The organism is Bradyrhizobium sp. STM 3562 (genome assembly GCF_045571435.1).
Taxonomy (GTDB): Bacteria; Pseudomonadota; Alphaproteobacteria; order Rhizobiales; family Xanthobacteraceae; genus Bradyrhizobium.
In genome coordinates this window covers 6,003,838-6,023,780 of record NZ_CP120694.1, presented here as the reverse complement: position 1 = coordinate 6,023,780, position 19,943 = coordinate 6,003,838, and the positions used below count along the sequence as shown (strand labels likewise).

Here is a 19,943-nt window from a genome sequence, read left to right as displayed (position 1 = left end):
CTTTCTTTCCTCCGCAAAGTAAATGTTAGAGAAGAATTCAAAAGCCGCTGTGGCTTTCATAGGGCCAATGGTCGTGGCATCCGTCGCGATTACAGGCCTCCCTTTGCTGTATATCATCTACATCAGTTTGGGAGGCGCGCACTTTACTTTTGATGCGTATGCCAAATTATTTGGCAGCGCATTGTTCCTCCAATCCGTAGCAACGACCATCAAGATTAGCCTGATAGGAACGCTCGCAAGTCTAATGCTGGGGTGGGTTATCGCTCTTCATCTCGCACGACAAACACCGGGTCGACGGGCGATTTACACAATTCTAGTGCTCTTGCCCATGTGGACCAGTGTTTTGGTAAAGAGCTTTGCGTTCACCGTCATTCTTGGACGCACGGGAATCATCAACTCGTTCTTATCCTGGCTCTTGGGGCATACGATCGCTCTGCCAATGATCTTGAATAGCTTCGGCGTTATCATCGGCATGATCAATCAATTCATTCCGTTTGTGGTATTTCCAGTCCTTGCTAGCCTACTTGCGATAGACTCCTCTCTTTACAAAGCGGCAGAGATCATGGGTGCGAAACCTCCACGCATCTTCTGGACAATCACCCTGCCTCTCAGTCTACCAGGGGTTATCGCAGGAGGATTCAGTGTAGTTGTTATGTCGCTTGGGATGTTCATCATCCCGTCTCTGTTGGGTAGCGGTAAAGACTCGATGCTAGCGAACCTCGTCGACTTCTACACGCGAGAGGTGTTAGATTGGATTGCAGCCGCCGCGATCGGCGTCCTGCTGCTGCTCATGGTGCTCTTATTGACCATACCAAGCCTCTGGATCCGCCATCGCAATGCGCTTCGAGGGGTAGCCAGTCATGGTTGATCAGAAGGATAAACTGAGTAAGGGTTATCGGCGCTTTGGCTCGATCTCAGCGTTTTTCATATATGTCTTTCTTCTCGCGCCGAGCGCGATCGTCATGGTCATTTCTTTTGGGACCATTGACAGCATGCGCTTCCCGCCGCGGGAGCTATCGCTGGAGCTCTACCGCGCCTTTTTCAGCGATCCCAATTGGACAGGGCCATTGTTGCAAAGCCTGAAGATCGCTATTTGTTCCAGCGCGATTTCAATGATTCTTGCAGTGCCGGCTGCGTATGGCCTAACTCGATTCGACTTCCCTTTGAAGCGCTTCGTCGGAGGATTGATTCTCAGTCCTTTGTTTATACCCTCAATCATTCTCGCGCTTGGCCTCTATCTGTACTTCTCGGTACTTGGGATCGACGGCACAAACACTGCGCTTCTGGCAGGGCACGTGGTCTATGCGACGCCGTTCGTCATGATCGTGATCCGGGCTGGGGTGGTGAAGCTCGATCCCAATCTCGAATTCGCTGCAACGTTGATGGGAGCTACACGCCGGAGCATGTTCTTTACTGTTGTGCTGCCGCAACTCCTACCCTCGATCCTTTCAGGGTGGCTGTTCGCCTTTCTGATTTCCTTCGACGAAGTGGTTCTGGCGTGGTTCCTAGTCGGGCCTAATACCATGACTCTGCCCGTTAAAATGTTCAGTAGCATTCAATGGGAAATCTCGCCGATTATTGCGGCAGTCTCGACCATGCTGACGGTTCTATCTTTTCTCATCTGCTTGCCGGCGGCCTTTCTTCAACGCTCATCGAGCGCGGTCGACGTGATCCATTAGATTGTCGCGCGCAAAAAGAAACGTACTTCCAGAGGGAACAATATAATGAGTGCGATGATCACTCTTGATAATGTGTGCAAGAAATACGGCGACTTCATCGCGCTGAAGCAGACAAGCTTCGAGATTCGCAAGGGTGAATTCTTGACGCTGCTAGGTCCAAGTGGTTCAGGAAAAACGACGATACTCAATCTGACGGCCGGTTCTGCAAGCCCGACAACCGGCCGCATTTTGCTGGGCGGCAGGAACGTTACGAACGAACCCGCAAGAGATCGCAATATTGGGATGGTGTTTCAGAACTATGCGCTCATGCCTCACATGACCGTATTTGAGAACGTTGCCTATCCCTTGCTCATTCGCCGGCTCCCCTCCAAGGAGATTAAAGCAAAGGTTTATGATGTTCTTGAGCGGGTCGGTCTGAAAGGCTTTGAATCCCGCAAGCCTCGGCAGCTTTCGGGAGGTCAGCAACAGCGCGTGGGGATAGCGCGCTGCATTGTCTATTCCCCGAAGATCATCCTCATGGACGAGCCGCTTGGTGCGCTTGACAAAAACATGCGCGACCAGATGCAGGAAGAGATTAAGCGCCTACATAAGGAGTTGGGCACGACCATCATTTACGTGACGCATGATCAGGAAGAAGCGCTTAATCTTTCCGATACAGTGTGTCTGATGAACCACGGTTCGGTTGTTCAAATCGGACGGCCGCAAGAGCTGTACTACGCCCCGAAGCATCAATTCGTCGCCGAGTTCATCGGGGAATCGAACATACTTGAGGCTACTCCGACGGGAACGGAAGGACTTCTCAGAACCGGTGATGAGGTCCTTATCCGCCTTCCAGCGCCACCTGTAGGCGGCGGGCCGTTCAAGATTCTGATCCGGCCTGAAAAATTAAGGCCGGTTGGGCCAGACACGGCAGCAGCCGGCCAAGCCAACGTAGTGCGTGGAGCGGTGGAGTTTGTATCGTTCTTCGGGGGAATGACTCGGCTTACCTTGCGCAGGGCTAATGGTAGCCTCTTTCATGCAAAGCGAATTTCTGACCAAGGCGCTGCTGATGCAAAGCCCGGTGATCCAGTGGCGTTTAGCTGGGCCGAAAGCGACATGGTCTTGCTGAAGTCTTAGAGAAGCCAGCAGGGGCCGTTGTTTTATTCGTGCGGGATGGATAGCGAACGCCAGAAGATCGACAACACCAAGCCATTCTGCGTGAGTTCGAGTCCGTCAGGGGAGAAACACTGGCCACGCTCATGATCAGTTCAGGTACCGGACCACCCAACCAAGCCCAAGTAGAGGAATTCCATGGCGACGACCTTTCAGTTTTCTGGCGTTAACATTGCCATTGCGACGCCGTTTTTCGCAGACGGTCGCATCGATCTTGACCGGCTCGACCAAAACATTGAACGGTATATTTCCGTTGGAGTCGATGGTTTCGTGCTGAGTTCGGGCACTGGAATGCACGTCTATCTCACACCCAAAGAATCGCATCAGGTGATTGTGCGCGGGACGAAGGCGATCAACGGCCGAGCAAAAGTCATCGCTCAAACCTCCGCGTTAATGGTTGAGGATGTGGTCGAGCGAACGAAACGCGCCGCGGACGCAGGCGCTGACGGCGTGATGGTGTTGCCTCCCTTTTTTGAGGGACCGAGCGACAGCCAGAGCATCGTAGACTTCTATGCGGAGATCGCTCGCGTTGGCGTGCCTGTCATCGGATATAATGTTCCCTCCATCGGCATGGAAATCACCCCCTCTCTGTTCCGGCAGTTGGCCGAGATCCCGGGATTTGTGTCGGTGAAGGACAGCTGCGGGGACCTGCGGCGGCAGACTGCCCTGATTGAGACTGGGCTTCCTGTCATGAATGGGTCGGATCTGCTCATTCCGTACTCGCTTTACGCCGGATGCAGCGCTTTGATATTAGGCGGCGCTAACTATTCGCCCAAAACCTGCGTTGGAGTGGCGGCGGCCGCGCGCTCCGGTCGCTGGGATGAAGCGCGCAAGCTTTGGGCGCCGCTTGCCCCCATCATGAGATTGCTGTGCTCGGGCAACTATGTCCAATCCGTCTATGCGGCCGCAGAGCTGATCGGCTATAGCGCCGGCACTCCGCGCAAGCCCCTCCGTAGCCTGCCGGCAGATCGTCTCGCCATGATCCGCGACAGTCTCAATGACCTGGTCGCGGCTGAAGCGAGGAATGCATGATGCCCCGGAGGACGTCCTTTACGGCCTCACGGCTTCCTCGCGATACGGGTGTTTCTGGCTGGGTCGCAATGTTAGCCGAGAGAGCGGAACATCCTCCGCTCATCGGCGCCGTCCGTGCCGATATCGTGATTGTGGGCGCAGGATTTGCGGGGCTGGCGGCCGCCCGACGGCTTTCGCAAATCGACCGACGGCTGCGGGTCATCATTCTGGAGGCTGCAAATGTCGGGCACGGAGCTGCAGGCCGCAATTCCGGATTTATGATAGACTTGCCGCGAGACTTGTCATCGAAAGGCGCCGGAACTGACCCGCAAGGACCGGCAAGGCGGGACATCTTTAAGAAACGATCCGCGATAGCTCTTGCCAAGAGCATGGCCGAAGAAAATGGGTGGGGGCCGGAAATTCTTGATGCTTGCGGACGCTACAGCATTGCAACTGGGCCAAAGAGCGATCGTCATCTCGTCGAATATGCTCAAGAGTTGGCTAGTCTCGGTGAAGCGCACCGTTTTCTTAGTGCTGCCGAGACGGCAGCGCTCACAGGCAGTTCTGCCTTCACTTCCGCGCTGTTCATGCCAGGCACGGTGGTGATTCAGCCGGCAGCCTATATTCGCGCATTCGCTGATAGCCTGCGAGAGCCCGTCCGAATTTACGAACGTTCACCCGCCGTCGCATTCGAGAGGGCCGGACGAGGCTGGGTGGTGAAAACACCCGCGGGTTCAGTCTCGGCGGATCGCATCGTCCTTGCCAACAACGGACACGCGCAGAGCTTCGGTTTCCTCCAAAGACAGCTAATGCATGTCTTTACGTATGCATCGCTCACGCGGGAGTTCGAGCCGAACCGGTTGGGCGGAGAACGGGAGTGGGGGGCAACACCCTCTCTGCATACAGGCACGACGATCCGTCGCATCAGGGGGAAAACGGGCGATCGAGTCCTTATCCGTTCGCGCTACAGTTATAACCCGAGCATATCGGTTAGTGAGGCGAGTGTGCGCAGCGCGGGCCGCGGGCATGACAAAATTTTGAGCTTGCGTTTCCCCAGCCTGGAAGGAATTGGTATGGAATACCTTTGGGCAGGCGGAATGGCTCTGACTTGGAACAGCGTTCCGGCGGTCGAGGAGGTTGAGCGCGGCGTATGGGCCGCCGTCGGCTGTAATGGCGTGGGGGCAACGAACTCTACAGCGAACGGCATTGTCGTAGCAGAAATGATAACTCACACAACTTCCGAGCTAACGCGGATCTTCGCCGATCTCGAGTCTCCGAAGCGGATACCTCCCGAGCCATTTGCGACTATCGGCGGCAAATTGAGCTTGGCCTGGAAAGAATGGTGGGCAGGAAAAGAAGCATGGTGAATGCCTCCGCGCTCGCTATGTGAGCTTGCGCGCGAACTTCCGAATGAGCTTTGCGAGACGGAAGGGCGCCTGCTTCGGCGCGCTTCGACCGAGGTTTTTAGTCCGACGGGTACGCTCATTCTCCCGGGCTAATCCTCGCCGACATTCAAATCAAACTCGCCCGCTTTGAGCGGTCACTGCATTGATCGGACGACGACCGCGGTAACGGCTCGTGGGTCGGGACGCCGGTACGTCCCGCCCTTGTTCAGAAGCGCCCAGATGATCCGCGCGGTTTTGTTGGCCTGCGCGACCGCTGCAACCTTGAAGGGCCGTCTGGCGAGGAGCGCCCTCAGCCACGGCCGTCTCAGCGCGTCGTTTCGGGCAACCCGCAAGACGGCTGTTGCCCCGACGACGAGGAGAGAGCGGAGTTCCAGATTCCCCATCTTTGAGATCCGCCCCAACCGCTCTTTGCCTCCGCTTGAATGAGACCGTGGCGTCAATCCCAGCCAGGCCGCGAAGTGGCGAGCCGACTTGAACCCGCCAGGATCCGGCACAAGCGCCTTGATGGTCGCCGCTGTAATAGCGCCGACGCCCGGGATCGTGGTCAACCGACGCATGTCCTCGTCGCGCTTGGCTTCCGCGATGATTGCGCGCTCGAGCCTGTCGATCTGGTCGGCTGAGGCTTCGATCTCGTCGGCAATAGCCATCAAAGCGAAGCGCGCTGCCGCGGGCAGGCGAGCATCCGTTGCGTCCCGCACGATCGCGATCAGCGCCTCGAGCTTTGCCCGGCCGGCGGTGGCGATGATGCCCAATTCGGCCAGATGCGCGCGCAGGGCGTTGACCGCTTGTGTCCGCGGCCGGACCAGAAGCGCGCGGGTCTTCAGCACCATTGCGGCAGCCTGCTGCTCGGCCGTCTTGATCGGCACGAAACGCATGGTCTTGCGGGTCACCGCTTCGCTGATGGCCTCCGCGTCCGCCGCATCCGTTTTACCTCGTTTGACGAACGGCTTGACATAAGCCGGCGGAATGAGCCGCACCTCGTGACCGAGAGCTGCGATCTCGCGCGCCCAATAGTGAGCGATACCGCAGGCTTCCATCCCGACCAGGCATCGCGGAAAAAACGCAGAACTTCGCTGCGTCGCAGCTTCCGGTTGAACACCGGCGAGCCCTCGGCATCCAACGTGCTTGGCCAAATCCAGCCCGATGGTGCTAACCTGTTTCACTGGAACGGTCCCTCCTTTGTGGCGTTCGAAGAACGACCACGTTCTAGCAGTTCGATGCTGTTGGAGCGTTGGAGCGGGCGGTTCCACCACATCAAGTTTTATCCAGTCCTGAGTTCGCCCCGGCTGTTGGATTTGCCCGGTTCGGCGGTGGGAGCGACGGGAGCTGGCGCGGAGCCTTCGGCCTACCGATGAACAGGTTGGCCAAAGATGGGGCGAGGTCGAGCCCGCACTATGGGGGCGAAGGCGTTACTCATTCACCCATCGTACCAAGGTGTTTGCTGACGGCACGATACGGAAGATTCATGCGTGACCCCAGGAGACCTGCCTGTGTCCCGGCCAGCAACCGGGCAAGCAACCCTATAAGCGGAAGCGAAATGGGAAGTGATGCACAGGCAGGAGTCGGAGAACGTAATAGTACCTGAAGCGCGAGACGAACAACTCGCGTGACCAGCAGGCGTGGGAACCCGAACCATGCTACAGACGCCCACCTCGCCGCGCAGATGAGCTAGGAACGAACGCATCAGCTGCGCCAGATCGATCCGATCGGTCTTGGCTCGCCGCGCTCTTCGGTTAACCTCGATGCTCGAAGCATCGATCTCGTAGTTGGCGATCCCGTTGCTCGTCAGCCAGCGATGCAGCCAATGACCGTCTAGTGTCCCGAGTCACAAGTTCGCAATCGTAGATTCGCCGTAGATTCGCGTCGCTGTGCCAGAGATGGCGGCTGCAACAGCGACGGAGGATCTGATGGCAGCCCAGCAACTAGCACCCCTGATATTGAGCGATGACGAGCGTGCCGAACTGCAGTCGCTGACGATGCGGCGGAAGACGGCGCAGGCGCTGGCTTTGAGAGCCCGGATCGTGCTGACCTGCGCGGAAGGCGGTCAGAACACGGAAGTGGCAGCCAAGCTGGGGCTGGACCGGCAGACCGTAGGCAAGTGGAGGCGGCGCTTTGTGGAGCGGCGCGTGGATGGGCTGCATGACGAGCCGCGCTCCGGAGCGCCGCGTACGATTGATGATGCCCGCATCGAAGCCGTGATCGTGCGGACGCTGGAGAACTGCCCCGAGAACGCCACCCATTGGAGTTCCCGCGGCATGGCGAAGGCCAGCGGCCTGTCGGTGTCGACGGTACAACGCATCTGGCGGGCCTTCGGGCTCCAGCCGCACCGGCTGGAGACGTTCAAGCTCTCGAGCGATCCGAACTTCGTGGCCAAGGTGCGCGACGTCGTGGGTCTTTACGTCTCGCCGCCAGAGCACGCTATCGTTCTGTGTGTGGATGAGAAGTCCCAAATCCAGGCACTGGACCGCAGCCAGCCGATGCTGCCGATGCGCCTCGGCCAGCCAGCCCGAAGGAGCCATGACTACAAAAGGCACGGCACCACATCGCTGTTCGCCGCCCTCGACATTGCGACCGGACGGGTCATCGGCAAGTGCTACGGACGCCATCGTGCCGCCGAGTTTCGCAAGTTCTTGGACGAGATCGAGGCCGCTGTGCCGCGCGACCTCGACGTCCATCTCCTCGTGGATAACTACGCCACGCACAAGACCCCGCTGATCCGGAAATGGCTCGCTAAAAGGCCGCGTTGGCATGTGCACCTCACCCCGACCAGTTCGTCATGGCTCAATCAGGTCGAGCGCTTCTTTGCGCTCCTTACCGACAAAAAGATCAGGCGCGGCGTCTATCGCAGCGTCGCCGCCCTCAGGGCCGACATCACTTCGTTCATCGACCGACACAACGCCAATCCCAAGCCGTTCCGGTGGACTAAATCCGCCGATGACATCCTTGCTTCCATCGAGCGCTTCTGCCGTTACAATACCCCGGCACAACAGGACGAGATGTTGCGAACTTCTGGTTCAGGACACTAGCCCGGCTTCGTAGCAGGACCGCACGCGAACCGGCTTGCCCATCTGCTCTGCCTTCGCTCGAACCCGCGAAAGCACACCAGACAGTGTCGCATGTCGCCGCCATCAATCCGGTAACGGCTCAGCTTTTCGGTGCCCGGGAGCATTATCCCCAGCCTGCCACTTCGACTTGCTCAATTCGAAAGCCACATAAATCGTGGCATACTTCCTTCCGGCGGGTGAGTCAGTGTGATTAGCGCGCATGATTGATCCTCAGGGTGAGTTGGTGGTCGCAAACCCAACTTACCCCTGACCACCCGCCACCCCATAGGATCTGCGACTGGCGTCGTGTGTTGTTGTAGTCGGTCGGCCAAATCCGAGTGCGACGCGGGCCTGAGCCAGCGACGTGAACAGCTCTCGTTCAACAGCTCATCCCGCAGCCGACCCGTTGAAGGTTTCGATGAAGGCGTTCTGCATGGGCTTGCTCGGCGCAATGTAATGTCATGCGAGACGACTCTGATCGGCCCAGGGTCAGGATGGCGTTGCTGGTGAACTCGCTGCCGTTATCGCTGACCAGCATCTTCGCCTTGCCGCGCTCAATGACCAGCCGCTCCAATTCCCGCGCCATCCGGGTGCCCGAGAGCGAGGTGTCGGCCACCAGCGCCAGGCACTCGCGCGTGCAATCATCGACGACGGTCAGGATGCCGAAGCGGCGGCCATCCGTGAGCTGGTCCGAGACGAAGTCGAGCGACCAGCGATCGTCCGGCACGAACGGCAGATTCATCGACCCCGGGTCCAATCGCCGCGCTTGCGGCCGGGGCAACGAACCGCGAGCCGCTCTTCCTGGTACAGTCGGAAGAGCTTCTGTGGTTGATCAGATAGCCCTCCCGCTTGAGCAGAACATGCAGGCGCCGATAGCCGAACCGACGGCGCTCCTGGGCGATCGCCCTCATGCGTTGGCGCAGGGCGGTATCACCGCCCGGATGGCCTGGTATCGGATGATCATGCGGCAATACCCGATGGCTTTACACGCCCGCCGTTCGTTCATCCCATGGGTATCGATGAGATGCGCGACAGCTTGCCGCTTGGCTGCTGGCGTCACCACTTCTTTCCAAACAGTTCGTTTTGTCCACTATGGCATCCGCCAGCAGCCACTTCAGCCGCGTGTTCTCGTCCTAGCTCGATGAACGTGACGCCGCATGTTGCACAGAACACCAGCGGCCGTAGTTCTGCGATTGACGGACGAACGACCCGGCACGGCGGCTATGCCATCAGTCAGCGCATCCGCAAGCGCATCGAGGAGGCATTCGGCTGGATCAAGACGGTCGCCGGGCAAGAGAAGACCAGCTTCCGTGGCCGTGATCGCGTCGCATGGGCCTTTACCTTCGCTGCCGCCGCCTACAATCTGGTGCGGCTGCCCAAGCTGATTGCGGAGACTGGCTGATGGCCAAGGTGCCCGGCTTCGCCAAGGCCTTTGTCGGCCGCTGGCGCATCGTCGAGATGGACGTCTGGGACAGCGAGTTCCTCGATCTTGCCGAAGAGGCGCATCTCACCTTCCAGGGCAAGTCCGATGGCGAAATCGCCTTTGGGGCTCTCAAGGGCTTCCTGGACGTGCGCTACGGCGCCCGCGACGGATCGGCCTGCGCCGAGTTCTCATGGGAAGGGCACGACGAGAATGATCCGTCCTGCGGTCGCGGATGGGCTATGATCGGCACTGCGGGCAGGCTCGTCGGCCACTTCTACATCCACAATGGCGACGATTCAGCCTTCGTTTGCGAACGCGGCTGAGTTCTTCAACAGCCTGCTGCGCAGTTCGTTGACGAAGTCTTCTGCGTCGTAGGCTTTGTCGGCGCCAAGCGTGATCGCTGTCGGTCGATCGGCACGAGGCTCGATCATGTGCAGCGCGGCCACCCGTTCGGCATGCCCGCCGGCCTGCGTCAGGCAGGCGTCGACCAGCAGGCCGTGGCGGTTCTCCATCAGCCCGTGCCCGATGAAGCACAGCTTCGTCTCCTTGCCTTTGCCCTTGCGGTAGAGCCTGGCGTCCGGATCGGTGGTTGAAGCATGGGTGTCATTCGAGCGTTTCTGGCCATGGAAGTCCGCTTCGGCATTGCGCCCGCCGCCTGGCGCTGGCGGCTCGCCGGAGCTGTCCTTCGGCTTGACGCTCTTCATCGAGGCCCAGGCCTCGATCAGCGTACCGTCGACCGAGAAGTGATCGCTCGACAGAAGCCTCTTCACCTTGGGCTGCGCCAGCACCGCCGCCAGGAACTTGGCCGCGATGTCGCCTTCCAGCAGCCGGTCGCGGTTCTTCGAGAACACCGAATGGTCCCAGGCTGCGTCGTCAACGCCGATTCCGACGAACCAGCGGAACAGCAGGTCGTATTCCAGTCGCTCCATCAGAAGCCGCTCCGAGCGGATCGAATAAAACGCCTGCAACAGCATCGCCCGCAGCAGCTTCTCCGGCGGGATCGACGGCCGCCCAATTGGCGAATAGAGCGCGGCAAACTCTCGCTCCAGCGCCGACAGGCCTTCGTTCACAATCGTCCGGATCGCTCGCAGCGGATGATTACGCCGCACCCGCGCCTCCAGGTCGACGTAGCTGAACAGTTCGCCCGTTCGATTGTCGCCGCCGCGCACGCACCATCTCCGAATCTCATCGGACCAATGAATCACGGTCGCCGGTCGGCGGCGAGCGCCTTTTTCAACAGCCTGCTAGTCTTACTGCGTCATAAATTTCGGTAGCTACTTTGACTTGAGACTGCCCTGATACAACAAGGGCATCGAGATAGTGTGGACGCCAGAGCGGCGCTCAATCTTCGCCGAACGGTCGCGATCGAATTTGGAACGTGCCGTTCAGGCCGCAATGGCGGCCCCCCTCGGGCGATAAGTTTCGGGAATTGTAATTTCTTTGAAAAGCCCGGTGGAAGCTGTTGCTGAGGGGGAAATCGTCTCCCGCTCGGAGACCAGGAATCCGTAGGCCGCGATGCACAGCGTTGCGTGATGGTGGAAGCCGCGCCAGCCTCGCCCCCTCGAAGTGGCCAAGGCCGATCTCCTGTTTGAGTTCGTGGTAGTCGCGCTCAATGCGCCAGCGCAGTTTGGCGGTGTCGACCAGCTGACGGAATCCAATGTTGGCCGGAAGCGTCGAGAACCAATATTTGCTGGGTGCTTCCTCGCCCTCTGGCCACTCGATCAGCAGCCATTCCTCCGGCCGGCTTTCGGCGAGCCAGTAATCTCGATGGGCCGGACGGATGCGGACACGGGCAAAGCGGGAGGATAAGCGTTCCGCCGCCCCCTCACGCCACGTGATCTTGCGCCAAGCATCCATTGGCAGGCCAAGCGCAAGCTTCTTAACTGAGATCGGTTGATACTTGCCATCACGTCGCAGCAACTTCGGAGGTCGCCCGCTCCCAGACCACTTCTTCGGCGCCCGCGGCCCAGTGCCAGGGCGCCATACGGACGTTTGCGGCTGGATGCCGGCCACATAGTTCAAGCCGAGATCTGTGATGCTCGTACGCAGATCGGTATCAGTGCCATAGCCGGCGTCCATCAGCACGACGCCACGCGGCAAGCCCGCCGCACAGGCCCAGCGCAATTGCTCAAGCGCGATGGCCGGCTTGGTTTTGAAGGTGATCTCCTTGGGCACACCGGCTTTGCGCCGACGCGGACGGTCGGTCGCCCACTCCTTTGGTAGATAAAGGCGATACGCCACAGGCAGGCTCGCGTGATGGTTCGCAATCGAAAGGGTCACCGCGACCTGACAATTGTCTTGCTTACCCAGTTGGCCGCAATATTGCCGTGCAACCCCGACCGAATGCCGCCCCTTCTTAGGAAAGCCGGTATCGTCGATGATCCAGGCTTCGATCTGTCCGTGGCGTGCGATGCTCGGCAGCACTAATTCACGGACCTTGGTCAACACCTGCTGGTCCGACCAGTCGCCTTGACCGACAAAATGCAACAACGACTGGTGTTGCGCTCCTGTCCGCTCAGGAGCCGTGATCGCCGCCATCGGCTCGACACTCTTGCGATCGCAAGGCATCATCAGACCGGTGCAGTAATCGCGAAGCGGTTTAGCTCGACCCGCGTGCCCGATGACGCTCGTAAGACCCTCAACATACGCCGAAAACCGCGACGCGACGTCCCCCGATTTTGCCTGGCCCATTTCAGCCTCTCCGTGTGCCGAAAAGATGAGCCTTCTCAATTATATGATTCTTCTCGGCAAAGGCCGCGACACTCTGACTCAGTGAGACTAGGGCGTTGTCGCTGCAGCAGTGCAGAACGGTTCGAGATGGGTCAAGTGACACGTATTAGTACCGGCAACCGCTCTCGGAGCCACCACAACAAACGGAAGACTACAAGCGCTAATGCAGCAGATGAACTTGATTGGCTGATTTATTGAACGATCTTTACTGTAGTCAACTATCAACGTAGGTAATTGATCGGACGTGAAAACCGATGACAATGATCGATGAGCATCAGCGCTGATCCATTGCCGCTGAATGGCATTCGGTATGTATGATCGACAACAACTGCCCTCGCGACCAGCCTTAATCGATGCGTCGACTTTCTGGCGCTGGAGATGCTGCGCTCGTCAGGCCTGCTCCAAGCAACCTCTTCGCCGCAATAGAGCGCCGGCGCGATCCCAGAGTGCGTTGTTATTTAAGAGAGCTTGGGGTGTTCGGCGCAGATCGCCTGCCGTATCGCCTGTTCTTAAGATTTATGAACCGCTGAAAATTAATGCGGTGATGGGCGTTGTTCGCGTCCAGTCGCTGGCGGCTTTAAGTGGTCGCTTCCTTTGAGGTCGGATCTACGGAGGCAGGTATGACTGCAGCAGGTGAAATATATCGTGGCGCCGCGCGGTACTACGCAACGCACATAACACCATTTTCACACGAAATCTTTCGATCATTAGCTCGCGTTTGCAGGCTTGCCGGCAGCAGTCGCGCACTAGATCTTGGGGCAGGCACGGGATTGTTTAGCATTCCCCTGGCGCGCTCGGTTGGGAACGTGCTATCCGTTGATCCATGCGACGAAATGCTCCAGGAAGGAAGACTCAGGGCGGAAATTTTGGGAATCAAGAACATAGATTTCCTGGTCTCAAGATCTGAGGACCTGATCGAAACAGCATCGTCATTTGATATCGCTACAATAGCAAACTCATTCAACTGGATGGACCGACCAACGGTGTTGGCAAAGCTAGCAAAAATGCTTACACCAGATGGCTGCATTGCAATCGTCAACAGCGAGTATGATGAATCAGAACCTGGAGATTGGCGGGACGGCATGTGGAGCGCCGTCGAGGAGTTCTGGAAGGGAAGCTTGCCGCCGGGTCGAGCAGTTCGGTCGGCATTGGTAGCTTCTGATCGAGAAGTCCTTCGTGCTTCCGAATTTAGCGAAATCACAGAGCTTCGTCATTACTTCGAACGTCACCGCAATGTTGATGACGTTCTTGGGTATCTCCACTCAATGTCTTTCGCTACGCCGCACGTTCTTGGAGCTCGTCGTGAGGAGTTTACGAGACGTATTCGTCAGTTGTTGCTTTCCTATTCACCATCTGGTTCGTTCGTGGAACGAGGCCATGTCACGACATTGGTCGGATATAGACCCTAGGCGCAGAGGGCCGTATGTAGTTGCCATGAAGTACCTGGCAAACCACTGGGCGGGAGTTGATTTTGCGGATGCAGCGGCATTTTAAAACTGCAAGATTTTGGGGCGCCAACCCTCAAAAGCTTGCGATCGTTTTCGGGATTGAACGAAGCCGCTCGCCGAGCATTTCCGGAGAGATGGTACTGGCAGCGGCATGGCCTTCGCGGCCGTTTTGAGGTGAGACCAGCCGAGGTGTCCGTCAGTGTTCATGTGACCAATTACGGGCAGCGCGGGAACTCGCATTCGGTCACCCCGAAGGCGCCGCGTCTGGCCGGAGATGAAGTTTGTGGCCGCGATAGCCATCGACCATAGGCGCGCTCGATCGCGCAGGAGGGTGATGGCCTTCGGCTGCACGGTGGTTTGCCATAACCCGCTTGAGATCGCGCCTTCGCAGCGCGCAGTCTCGTGTGACACCCTCGAGCTCTCGACCACCAAAGCTGCAGCTTCTCGCCGAGCCGCACAGCGATCTCGCGCAATCATGAGCGCCCAATTTAGACGATCGTGAGTAGGCGGCTCCGGCCGGGGCGGTGATAGAGTCGGCCTCATGGCTTCTCGTTTGTAAGCGGCAAGCTGAGGCCATCAGGCGGCGTGGTTCCATGGCATAAGAGCGTCGATTTCGCTGCTTGGTCAGCCGTTGGCGATGCGCTGAAGTGTTAGGGTGGGCCAGGCGAACGGATCGACGTTGTTAATCTTCGCTGCCTGCAGCAGTGCAGCGATGGTCGCCAGGTTCGTCCGCCGCCATCGATGCCCGCGAAGAGGCTATCTCTTCTTGTAAACGTTTGTGGCCTGATGGCGCGTTCGACGACGTTAGAGTCGAGCTCGATGCGGCCATCGGTCAGAAAGCGTTCGAGGATGGCACGGCGCGAGACGGCATAGCGGATCGCCTTGGCCAGTTTTGATTTGTCGAAGATCCGCCCCAAGGTCTGCTGCCGGAGATCGAAGAGATCTGAGACGAGCGCGGTCGAGGCTTGCTGGCGCGCGGCAACGCGGGAGTCGGGCCGCTTTGACTGCGCACGGTCTTTTCGATCTGCCAGAGCTTCGCCGTCGGCACGAGCGTCGTCGTTGCCACGCTCGAGCGCCCTGCAACGGGCAGCTCTTAGAACGTAAGCGCGAAGCTGAGGTCGTTCAGGCTTTGAAGTGCCAGGGCATGAGCGCATCGATCTGAGAGATCGGCCAGCCCTGCGCGATCCGTTCGAGAGTTTGCGTGAGCCAGGCGTACGGATCGACATCATTCATCTTCGCGGTCTGCAGAAGCGTGGCGATGGTCGCCCAGGTCCGGCCGCCGCCATGGCTACCCGCAAAGAGCGCATTTTTTCTTGTGATGGTTTGCGGTCGGATTGCCCGCTCGACGGTGTTGGAGTCGATCTCGATACGGCCGTCGCTTAGAAAGCGCTCGAGCGCGGCGCGTCTGGATGTGGCGTAGCGGGTCGCCTCGGCGAGTTTGGATTTGCCCGACAGGCGCGGCAGCTCCTTGTCCCACAGATCGAACAGCGCCGCGACGATCGCGGCGGACCTTTCCTGGCGCGCTTTCACCCGCGTCTCAGGATCCTGGCCGCGGATGTCGGCCTCGATCTCCCACAGCCCGGTCATGGTGGTGACGGTCTGGGTCGCCAGGCGCGAGCTCTCGTTGACGTGAAGCTCGTAGAACCGTCTCCTGACGTGGGCAAAGCACGCTGCCAGCCTCACTTCATCGTTGGCACCCGCTGACCTGGCGAGCCGATTGTAGGCGGGATAGCCGTCGACCTGCAGGATGCCAGTAAAGCCCGCCAGATGGCGCTCGACGCATTCGCCGCTGCGGCTGTCCTCGAAGCGATAAGCGACCATCGGTGGACCGATGCCGCCAAATGGCCGATCGTCGCGCGCCTAGGCCCACAGCCAGGCCGTTTGCGTCTTGCCGGATCCGGGAGCGAGTGTCGGCAGGGTCGTTTCGTCGGCGAAGACCCGTTCGCCCTGCTTGATCTTCTCCAGCACGTAGTCGGCCAACGGCTGCAATTCGAAGCCGACCTTGCCCATCCATTGCGCCATCAATGATCGGTCGAGATCGACGCCGTCACGCGCGTAGATCGCCTCTTGCCGGTAGAGCGGCAGCCCGTCGACATATTTGGCCACCGCGATATGGGCGAGAAGCGCTTCGGTCGGAAGGCCGCTCTCGATCAGATGCGGCGGCGCTGACGCCTGAACCACGCCATCGCGGGTGCGATACGCGTATTTCGGGCGGCGCGTCACAATCAGGCGGAACTTGGCCGGCGTCACGTCCAGGCGCTTCGACACGTCCTCGCCGATCAGGACCTTCTCCAACCCCTCGCAACCAGGGGGCACCTCGGGCTCGATGACGATCTCCACCCGCTCCAGATGCGCGCCGAACTCCTTGCGCGGCCGCGGCGCGCGTTTCGGCTTGTCCGGGCCGCCTGCCTTGGCCAGTTCGGCTTCAATGGCCGCCACGCCGGTGGCGATCTCGTCAAATACGAAGGCGATCTGCTCATCGCTCGGCATGTCGCTACGCAAGCGTTCCGAGCGCGTGCCGTAAAGCGTGCGCTCCAACATCTTCACAATCGCCGTCAGCTCCACGATCCGCGCGTCGGCCGTCTGGTTGACCGCAGCAAGATCGGCGTTGGCCGCAGTCAGTGTTGCAATCTCGGAGGCGATGCGGCTGTTCTCGGCTTCGATCGCCTGCCGCTCCGCGGCCAAGGCCAGGATCAGCGCGTGGGCTTCGGCAAGGGTCGTCGGAAGCTCTGCATCAGGCGTCGTCATATCGCCGCCATCACAGCAGAGTCGCCGCCAATCTCCCAAACTTTTCAGCACCCTGATTCAATTCGCCGCAGCTCGTCAGCCCACCGATTCCGGGCGCTTTATCGCCACCGGACGTACCTTCGTCCAGTCCAGCCGTCGATCAGAGCAAGCAATTGCGCGTGGTTCAGCTGCACTCGGGTCGGCGCAATCTTCGGCCAGCAGAACTTTGTTTCCTCAAGCGTCTTGGCAAAAAGGCAAACCCCAGTTCCATCAAACCACACGATCTTGATTTTGTCCGCTCGTTTCGAGCGGAAGACCTGGAGCGCCCCTGAGAACGGATCGATGCCACCATCCCGCACCAGCGCCATCAGCCCCATCGCTCCCTTGCGGAAGTCGACCGGCGTGCTGGCCACATAAACCTGAACACCCGCCGGGATCATGCCTGCCGAACCGCCCGGATCACGGTGGCAAGCCGCTCTGCCTCCACCTCTCCGCCAATGCGCACCACAACATCGCCGACGACAATTTCCAGCATTTCGCCCGCCACGGCTTCAAACCGCGCGAACTTGACCGCCTGCGCTCGCGCCCCAGACGCCGGCGCAACCAGCCCCGAGGCCAGCGCCTTGCGTCGCCACGCAAACAACTGCGATGGATCGAGCCCGTGGGAGCGCGCGATCGCCGAAACGTTCGCTCCCGGTGCAAACGTTTCGCCGACGATCCATTCCTTCTCCTCCCGCGACCAGGTGCGGTAGCTCCGCCCAGGACTGACCGAAAGCCGCTCAGCTGTAGCCATGACAACTTCGAAATTCTTGCTATCAGACATATGTTCGCTCTCATGAACTCCTCGGACAAATCACCAGGAGATTCTCTGACAATCGAACATCATCCGCTACGTGGGGTGACCTACGCGCTTACCTTAGAACTCGCGGCGAGTGTGTGACCAGCAGCCGGCCAATGTGATGCCATCACTGCGGCGATCGGATCGCGCGAGCTTGTTAGGGGGCGTAGCCGATGGAGTGGACGCCCCCCGACGGCATCGATTGTGCCGAAGTGTGGTGTTTCAACCCAGCAAGGAGGGCATTCGTGGACGAGGTTAGCATCAATGGTTTGGATTTGGCCAAGAACGTATTCCAGCTCCATGCGCTGGGCAGGACGGAAGGCCCGTTCTGCGCAAGAAGCTCAACCGTAGCAGATTGCTCGAGTTTTTCGCCAAGTTGCCAAGCTGTGTGGTCGCGATGGAGGTCTGCGCTAGCGCGGATTATTGGGCGCGGGAGATCGGTAAAATTCGGTCACGAGGTCCGGCTGATCCATCCCTCTTACGTGAAACCCTTTTTTAAGCGTCAGAAGAATGATGCCGCGGATGCGGAAGCGATCGCCGAAGCCGCGTCTCGACCAACGATGCGCTTTGTCGTAGTCAGAGCGCCGAGGAGCAAGCCTCTTCCATGGCATTCAGGCTTCGTGATCTCCTAGTCGACAGCGCACATCGACGATCAATCCTTTGCGCGGACATCTTGCGGAATACGGATTAATCGTTGCTCAGGGCGACAGACATATCCCCCGATTTCATGATCTCCTGGCAACGATCCGGACCTGCCCGATCTTGCCCGCGGTCTTTGCCAGAGTTTGTTGAAGCACCTGGAATGCCTGTTGGAGCAGATTGCAGAGCTGAACGAGGGACTGTGGGTGCGGGTTAGACAGGACGAGGTGGCCTCTCGCTTAGTGCCCATTCCCGGGATGGGCACAATCTGCGCCACATTCGGCCCAGGCCGTGAACGCTGATGTCGCCAAACACGCATTGATTCGGGGGGACCCCAATGGACACGCATAAGAATGCTCCTCTGACGCCTAAAGGTCGAGAGGCTATGGTCCGCAGAGTTGCTGATGGAGAACTGAGCAAGGCGGCCGCCGTGCACCAGTATCAACGTTACGCCTAAAACCGGTCAACGAGCGGCGGCCCATCGGCATAGTTGGCGACGGCGATCTGGGCTAGAAGCGCTTCCGTCGGAATGCGTACTTCAATGATATGGGCCTGGATGCGCCGTCCGCGTTCCTGAACGCATACTTGGGACGGCGCGTGACGATCACACGGAACTTCGCCGGCACCACATCCAGGCGCTCCGACACGTCCTCGCCGATCAGCACCTTTTGCTTGCCGGCATGCTCAGCCAGCTCTTCCGGCTCAATGACAGTTTCGATCCGTTCCAGATGGGGCGCAAAGCCCTTGCGCCGACGCTGTGCACGCTTGCCATCCGCTTGCGGGCGGCCCTTGCGGACCTGGGCCTTGATCGCGGCGATGCCGGTCTCGATCTCCTCGAGACGAAGGGCTGCTGTTCATCGTCGCCGTTCGCAGTGCCGAGCTTTTCCGATCGTCGGCCGAACCGAGCGCGGTCGAAGGCTTTCAGGATCTGCGTCAGCCGCTCGATGCGCGCATCGGCATCGGCGTTGCAGGCCTTGAGATCGGCGACCTCTCTCCAGAGCATCAGCGAGGGCCGCCTTCTCGGCCATGGCAAGTACCATGGCCTTCAGCGTCTCTATGTCATTCGGGAGGCTGGATCCGGCGGCGTCATTGACCCGACCAGAGCACATTTTGCCGCGCTTCTCTTGTCCTTTCAGCTCACTGAGTCACTTCGCCGCAGTGCTTTTACCCAACAATCTCCGGCGGTTTGAGCGCCGCGGTCCGGACCCGCTTCCAGTTTATCCCATCCACCAGGGCCATCAACTGCCCAGGATTCAGCTGCACCCGATGATGTCCGATCCGCGGCCAGCAGAACTTCGCCTTCTCAAGCCGTTTTAAATAGAGGCCACGCCGGAGCCATCCCACCATAAAATCTCTATTCTGTCGGCTCTTTTGGCCCGGAAGACATAAAGCGGTAAGCGGCAAGTTGAGGCCACAGGCGGCGTAGTTCCATGGCATAAGCGCGTCGCCGCAGTGCTTTTCCCCAACAATCTCCGGCGGCTTGACCGCCGCGGTCCGGACCCGCTTCCAGTCCATCCCATCCACCAGGGCCATCAACTGCGCAGGATTAAGCTGCACCCGATGATGCCCGATCCGCGGCCAGCAGAACTTCGCCTTCTCAAGCCGTTTTAAATAGAGGCACACGCCGGAGCCGTCCCACCATACGATCTTTATTCTATCGACTCTTTGGCCCGGAACACATAAAGCGCACCGTCGAACGGATCTGAACCGGCATCGCGCACCAGCGCAACAAGGCCATCGATACCCTTGCGGAAGTCGATTGGATGGCTGGCGAGGAACACCTTCACACCAGCGGGAATCATGCCGAACGGACCGCCCGGATCACCCGCTGCAAGTGCGCCTCGTC

General features: G+C 59.3%; 11 protein-coding genes and 10 pseudogenes. 9 read left to right on the top strand and 12 right to left on the bottom strand.

All coding sequences use genetic code 11. From position 1 onward, the window contains the following. The first annotated feature begins 22 nt into the window (after positions 1-22). The 5 genes from P6U23_RS27930 to P6U23_RS27910 all read left to right on the top strand — a co-directional run bounded on the left by P6U23_RS27930 (position 23) and on the right by P6U23_RS27910 (position 5,209). Positions 23-868, top strand: coding sequence for an ABC transporter permease (locus tag P6U23_RS27930; RefSeq protein ID WP_407175651.1), 846 nt, complete (start codon positions 23-25; stop codon positions 866-868). Further along, positions 861-1,679: an ABC transporter permease gene (locus P6U23_RS27925; protein WP_407175650.1), complete on the top strand. Its 819-nt coding sequence runs from the start codon at positions 861-863 to the stop codon at positions 1,677-1,679. The genes P6U23_RS27930 and P6U23_RS27925 overlap by 8 nt, the downstream gene beginning before the upstream one ends. A gap of 45 nt (positions 1,680-1,724) precedes the next feature. Continuing rightward, a complete protein-coding gene (locus P6U23_RS27920) occupies positions 1,725-2,795 on the top strand; it encodes an ABC transporter ATP-binding protein (RefSeq protein WP_407175649.1) in 1,071 nt (356 codons plus the stop codon). A gap of 174 nt (positions 2,796-2,969) precedes the next feature. Next, positions 2,970-3,863: a dihydrodipicolinate synthase family protein gene (locus P6U23_RS27915; protein WP_407175648.1), complete on the top strand. Its 894-nt coding sequence runs from the start codon at positions 2,970-2,972 to the stop codon at positions 3,861-3,863. Positions 3,864-3,931: 68 nt separating this feature from the next. Beyond that, positions 3,932-5,209 (top strand): NAD(P)/FAD-dependent oxidoreductase, encoded by a 1,278-nt coding sequence (locus tag P6U23_RS27910; protein WP_407175647.1) that lies wholly within the window; start codon positions 3,932-3,934, stop codon positions 5,207-5,209. Positions 5,210-5,382: 173 nt separating this feature from the next. Here the strand turns inward: P6U23_RS27910 and P6U23_RS27905 are convergent. Both P6U23_RS27905 and P6U23_RS27900 read right to left on the bottom strand, forming a co-directional pair. Beyond that, a pseudogene (locus tag P6U23_RS27905) lies at positions 5,383-6,411 on the bottom strand (IS110 family transposase). 452 nt (positions 6,412-6,863) lie between these two features. After that, positions 6,864-7,064 (bottom strand): annotated as a pseudogene (locus tag P6U23_RS27900) (IS110 family transposase); the annotation flags it as partial. A 91-nt stretch (positions 7,065-7,155) separates the two neighbouring features. Here P6U23_RS27900 and P6U23_RS27895 point away from each other — a divergent pair. Then, a complete protein-coding gene (locus tag P6U23_RS27895; RefSeq protein WP_407175646.1) occupies positions 7,156-8,274 on the top strand; it encodes an IS630 family transposase in 1,119 nt (372 codons plus the stop codon). Positions 8,275-8,575: 301 nt separating this feature from the next. On the opposite strand, the pseudogene P6U23_RS27890 reads toward P6U23_RS27895, so the two are convergent. Then, positions 8,576-9,425 (bottom strand): annotated as a pseudogene (locus P6U23_RS27890) (IS3 family transposase); the annotation flags it as partial. An 8-nt stretch (positions 9,426-9,433) separates the two neighbouring features. On the opposite strand from P6U23_RS27890, the pseudogene P6U23_RS27885 reads away from it, so the two are divergent. Next, positions 9,434-9,694 (top strand): annotated as a pseudogene (locus P6U23_RS27885) (transposase); the annotation flags it as partial. Beyond that, complete coding sequence (locus P6U23_RS27880; protein WP_122402509.1) at positions 9,694-10,038, top strand: hypothetical protein; 345 nt, start codon at positions 9,694-9,696, stop codon at positions 10,036-10,038. The pseudogene P6U23_RS27885 and the gene P6U23_RS27880, both read left to right, overlap by 1 nt. A gap of 15 nt (positions 10,039-10,053) precedes the next feature. Here P6U23_RS27880 and P6U23_RS27875 read toward each other — a convergent pair. Together P6U23_RS27875 and P6U23_RS27870 are read right to left on the bottom strand one after the other, a co-directional pair. Next, positions 10,054-10,884: pseudogene (locus P6U23_RS27875) on the bottom strand (IS5 family transposase); the annotation flags it as partial. A gap of 216 nt (positions 10,885-11,100) precedes the next feature. Next, a pseudogene (locus P6U23_RS27870) lies at positions 11,101-12,406 on the bottom strand (IS701 family transposase). A 659-nt stretch (positions 12,407-13,065) separates the two neighbouring features. Here P6U23_RS27870 and P6U23_RS27865 point away from each other — a divergent pair. Continuing rightward, complete coding sequence (locus P6U23_RS27865) at positions 13,066-13,854, top strand: class I SAM-dependent methyltransferase (protein ID WP_407175645.1); 789 nt, start codon at positions 13,066-13,068, stop codon at positions 13,852-13,854. 663 nt (positions 13,855-14,517) lie between these two features. Here the strand turns inward: P6U23_RS27865 and P6U23_RS27860 are convergent. From P6U23_RS27860 to tnpB (P6U23_RS27830), 7 genes and pseudogenes are all read right to left on the bottom strand, one after another. Next, a pseudogene (locus P6U23_RS27860) lies at positions 14,518-14,938 on the bottom strand (transposase); the annotation flags it as partial. 77 nt (positions 14,939-15,015) lie between these two features. Further along, positions 15,016-16,641, bottom strand: a pseudogene (gene tnpC, locus P6U23_RS27855) (IS66 family transposase). A 98-nt stretch (positions 16,642-16,739) separates the two neighbouring features. Then, positions 16,740-17,060, bottom strand: a complete 321-nt coding sequence (gene tnpB / locus P6U23_RS27850) for an IS66 family insertion sequence element accessory protein TnpB (protein WP_407175644.1) — start codon at positions 17,058-17,060, stop codon at positions 16,740-16,742. Further along, positions 17,057-17,413 (bottom strand): transposase, encoded by a 357-nt coding sequence (locus P6U23_RS27845; protein ID WP_407175643.1) that lies wholly within the window; start codon positions 17,411-17,413, stop codon positions 17,057-17,059. The genes tnpB (P6U23_RS27850) and P6U23_RS27845 overlap by 4 nt, the downstream gene beginning before the upstream one ends. A gap of 1,152 nt (positions 17,414-18,565) precedes the next feature. Continuing rightward, positions 18,566-19,187: pseudogene (locus P6U23_RS27840) on the bottom strand (IS66 family transposase zinc-finger binding domain-containing protein); the annotation flags it as partial. A 74-nt stretch (positions 19,188-19,261) separates the two neighbouring features. Continuing rightward, a complete protein-coding gene (gene tnpB / locus P6U23_RS27835) occupies positions 19,262-19,444 on the bottom strand; it encodes an IS66 family insertion sequence element accessory protein TnpB (RefSeq protein ID WP_407181606.1) in 183 nt (60 codons plus the stop codon). 207 nt (positions 19,445-19,651) lie between these two features. Then, a pseudogene (gene tnpB / locus P6U23_RS27830) lies at positions 19,652-19,899 on the bottom strand (IS66 family insertion sequence element accessory protein TnpB); the annotation flags it as partial. Positions 19,900-19,943: the final 44 nt, after the last annotated feature.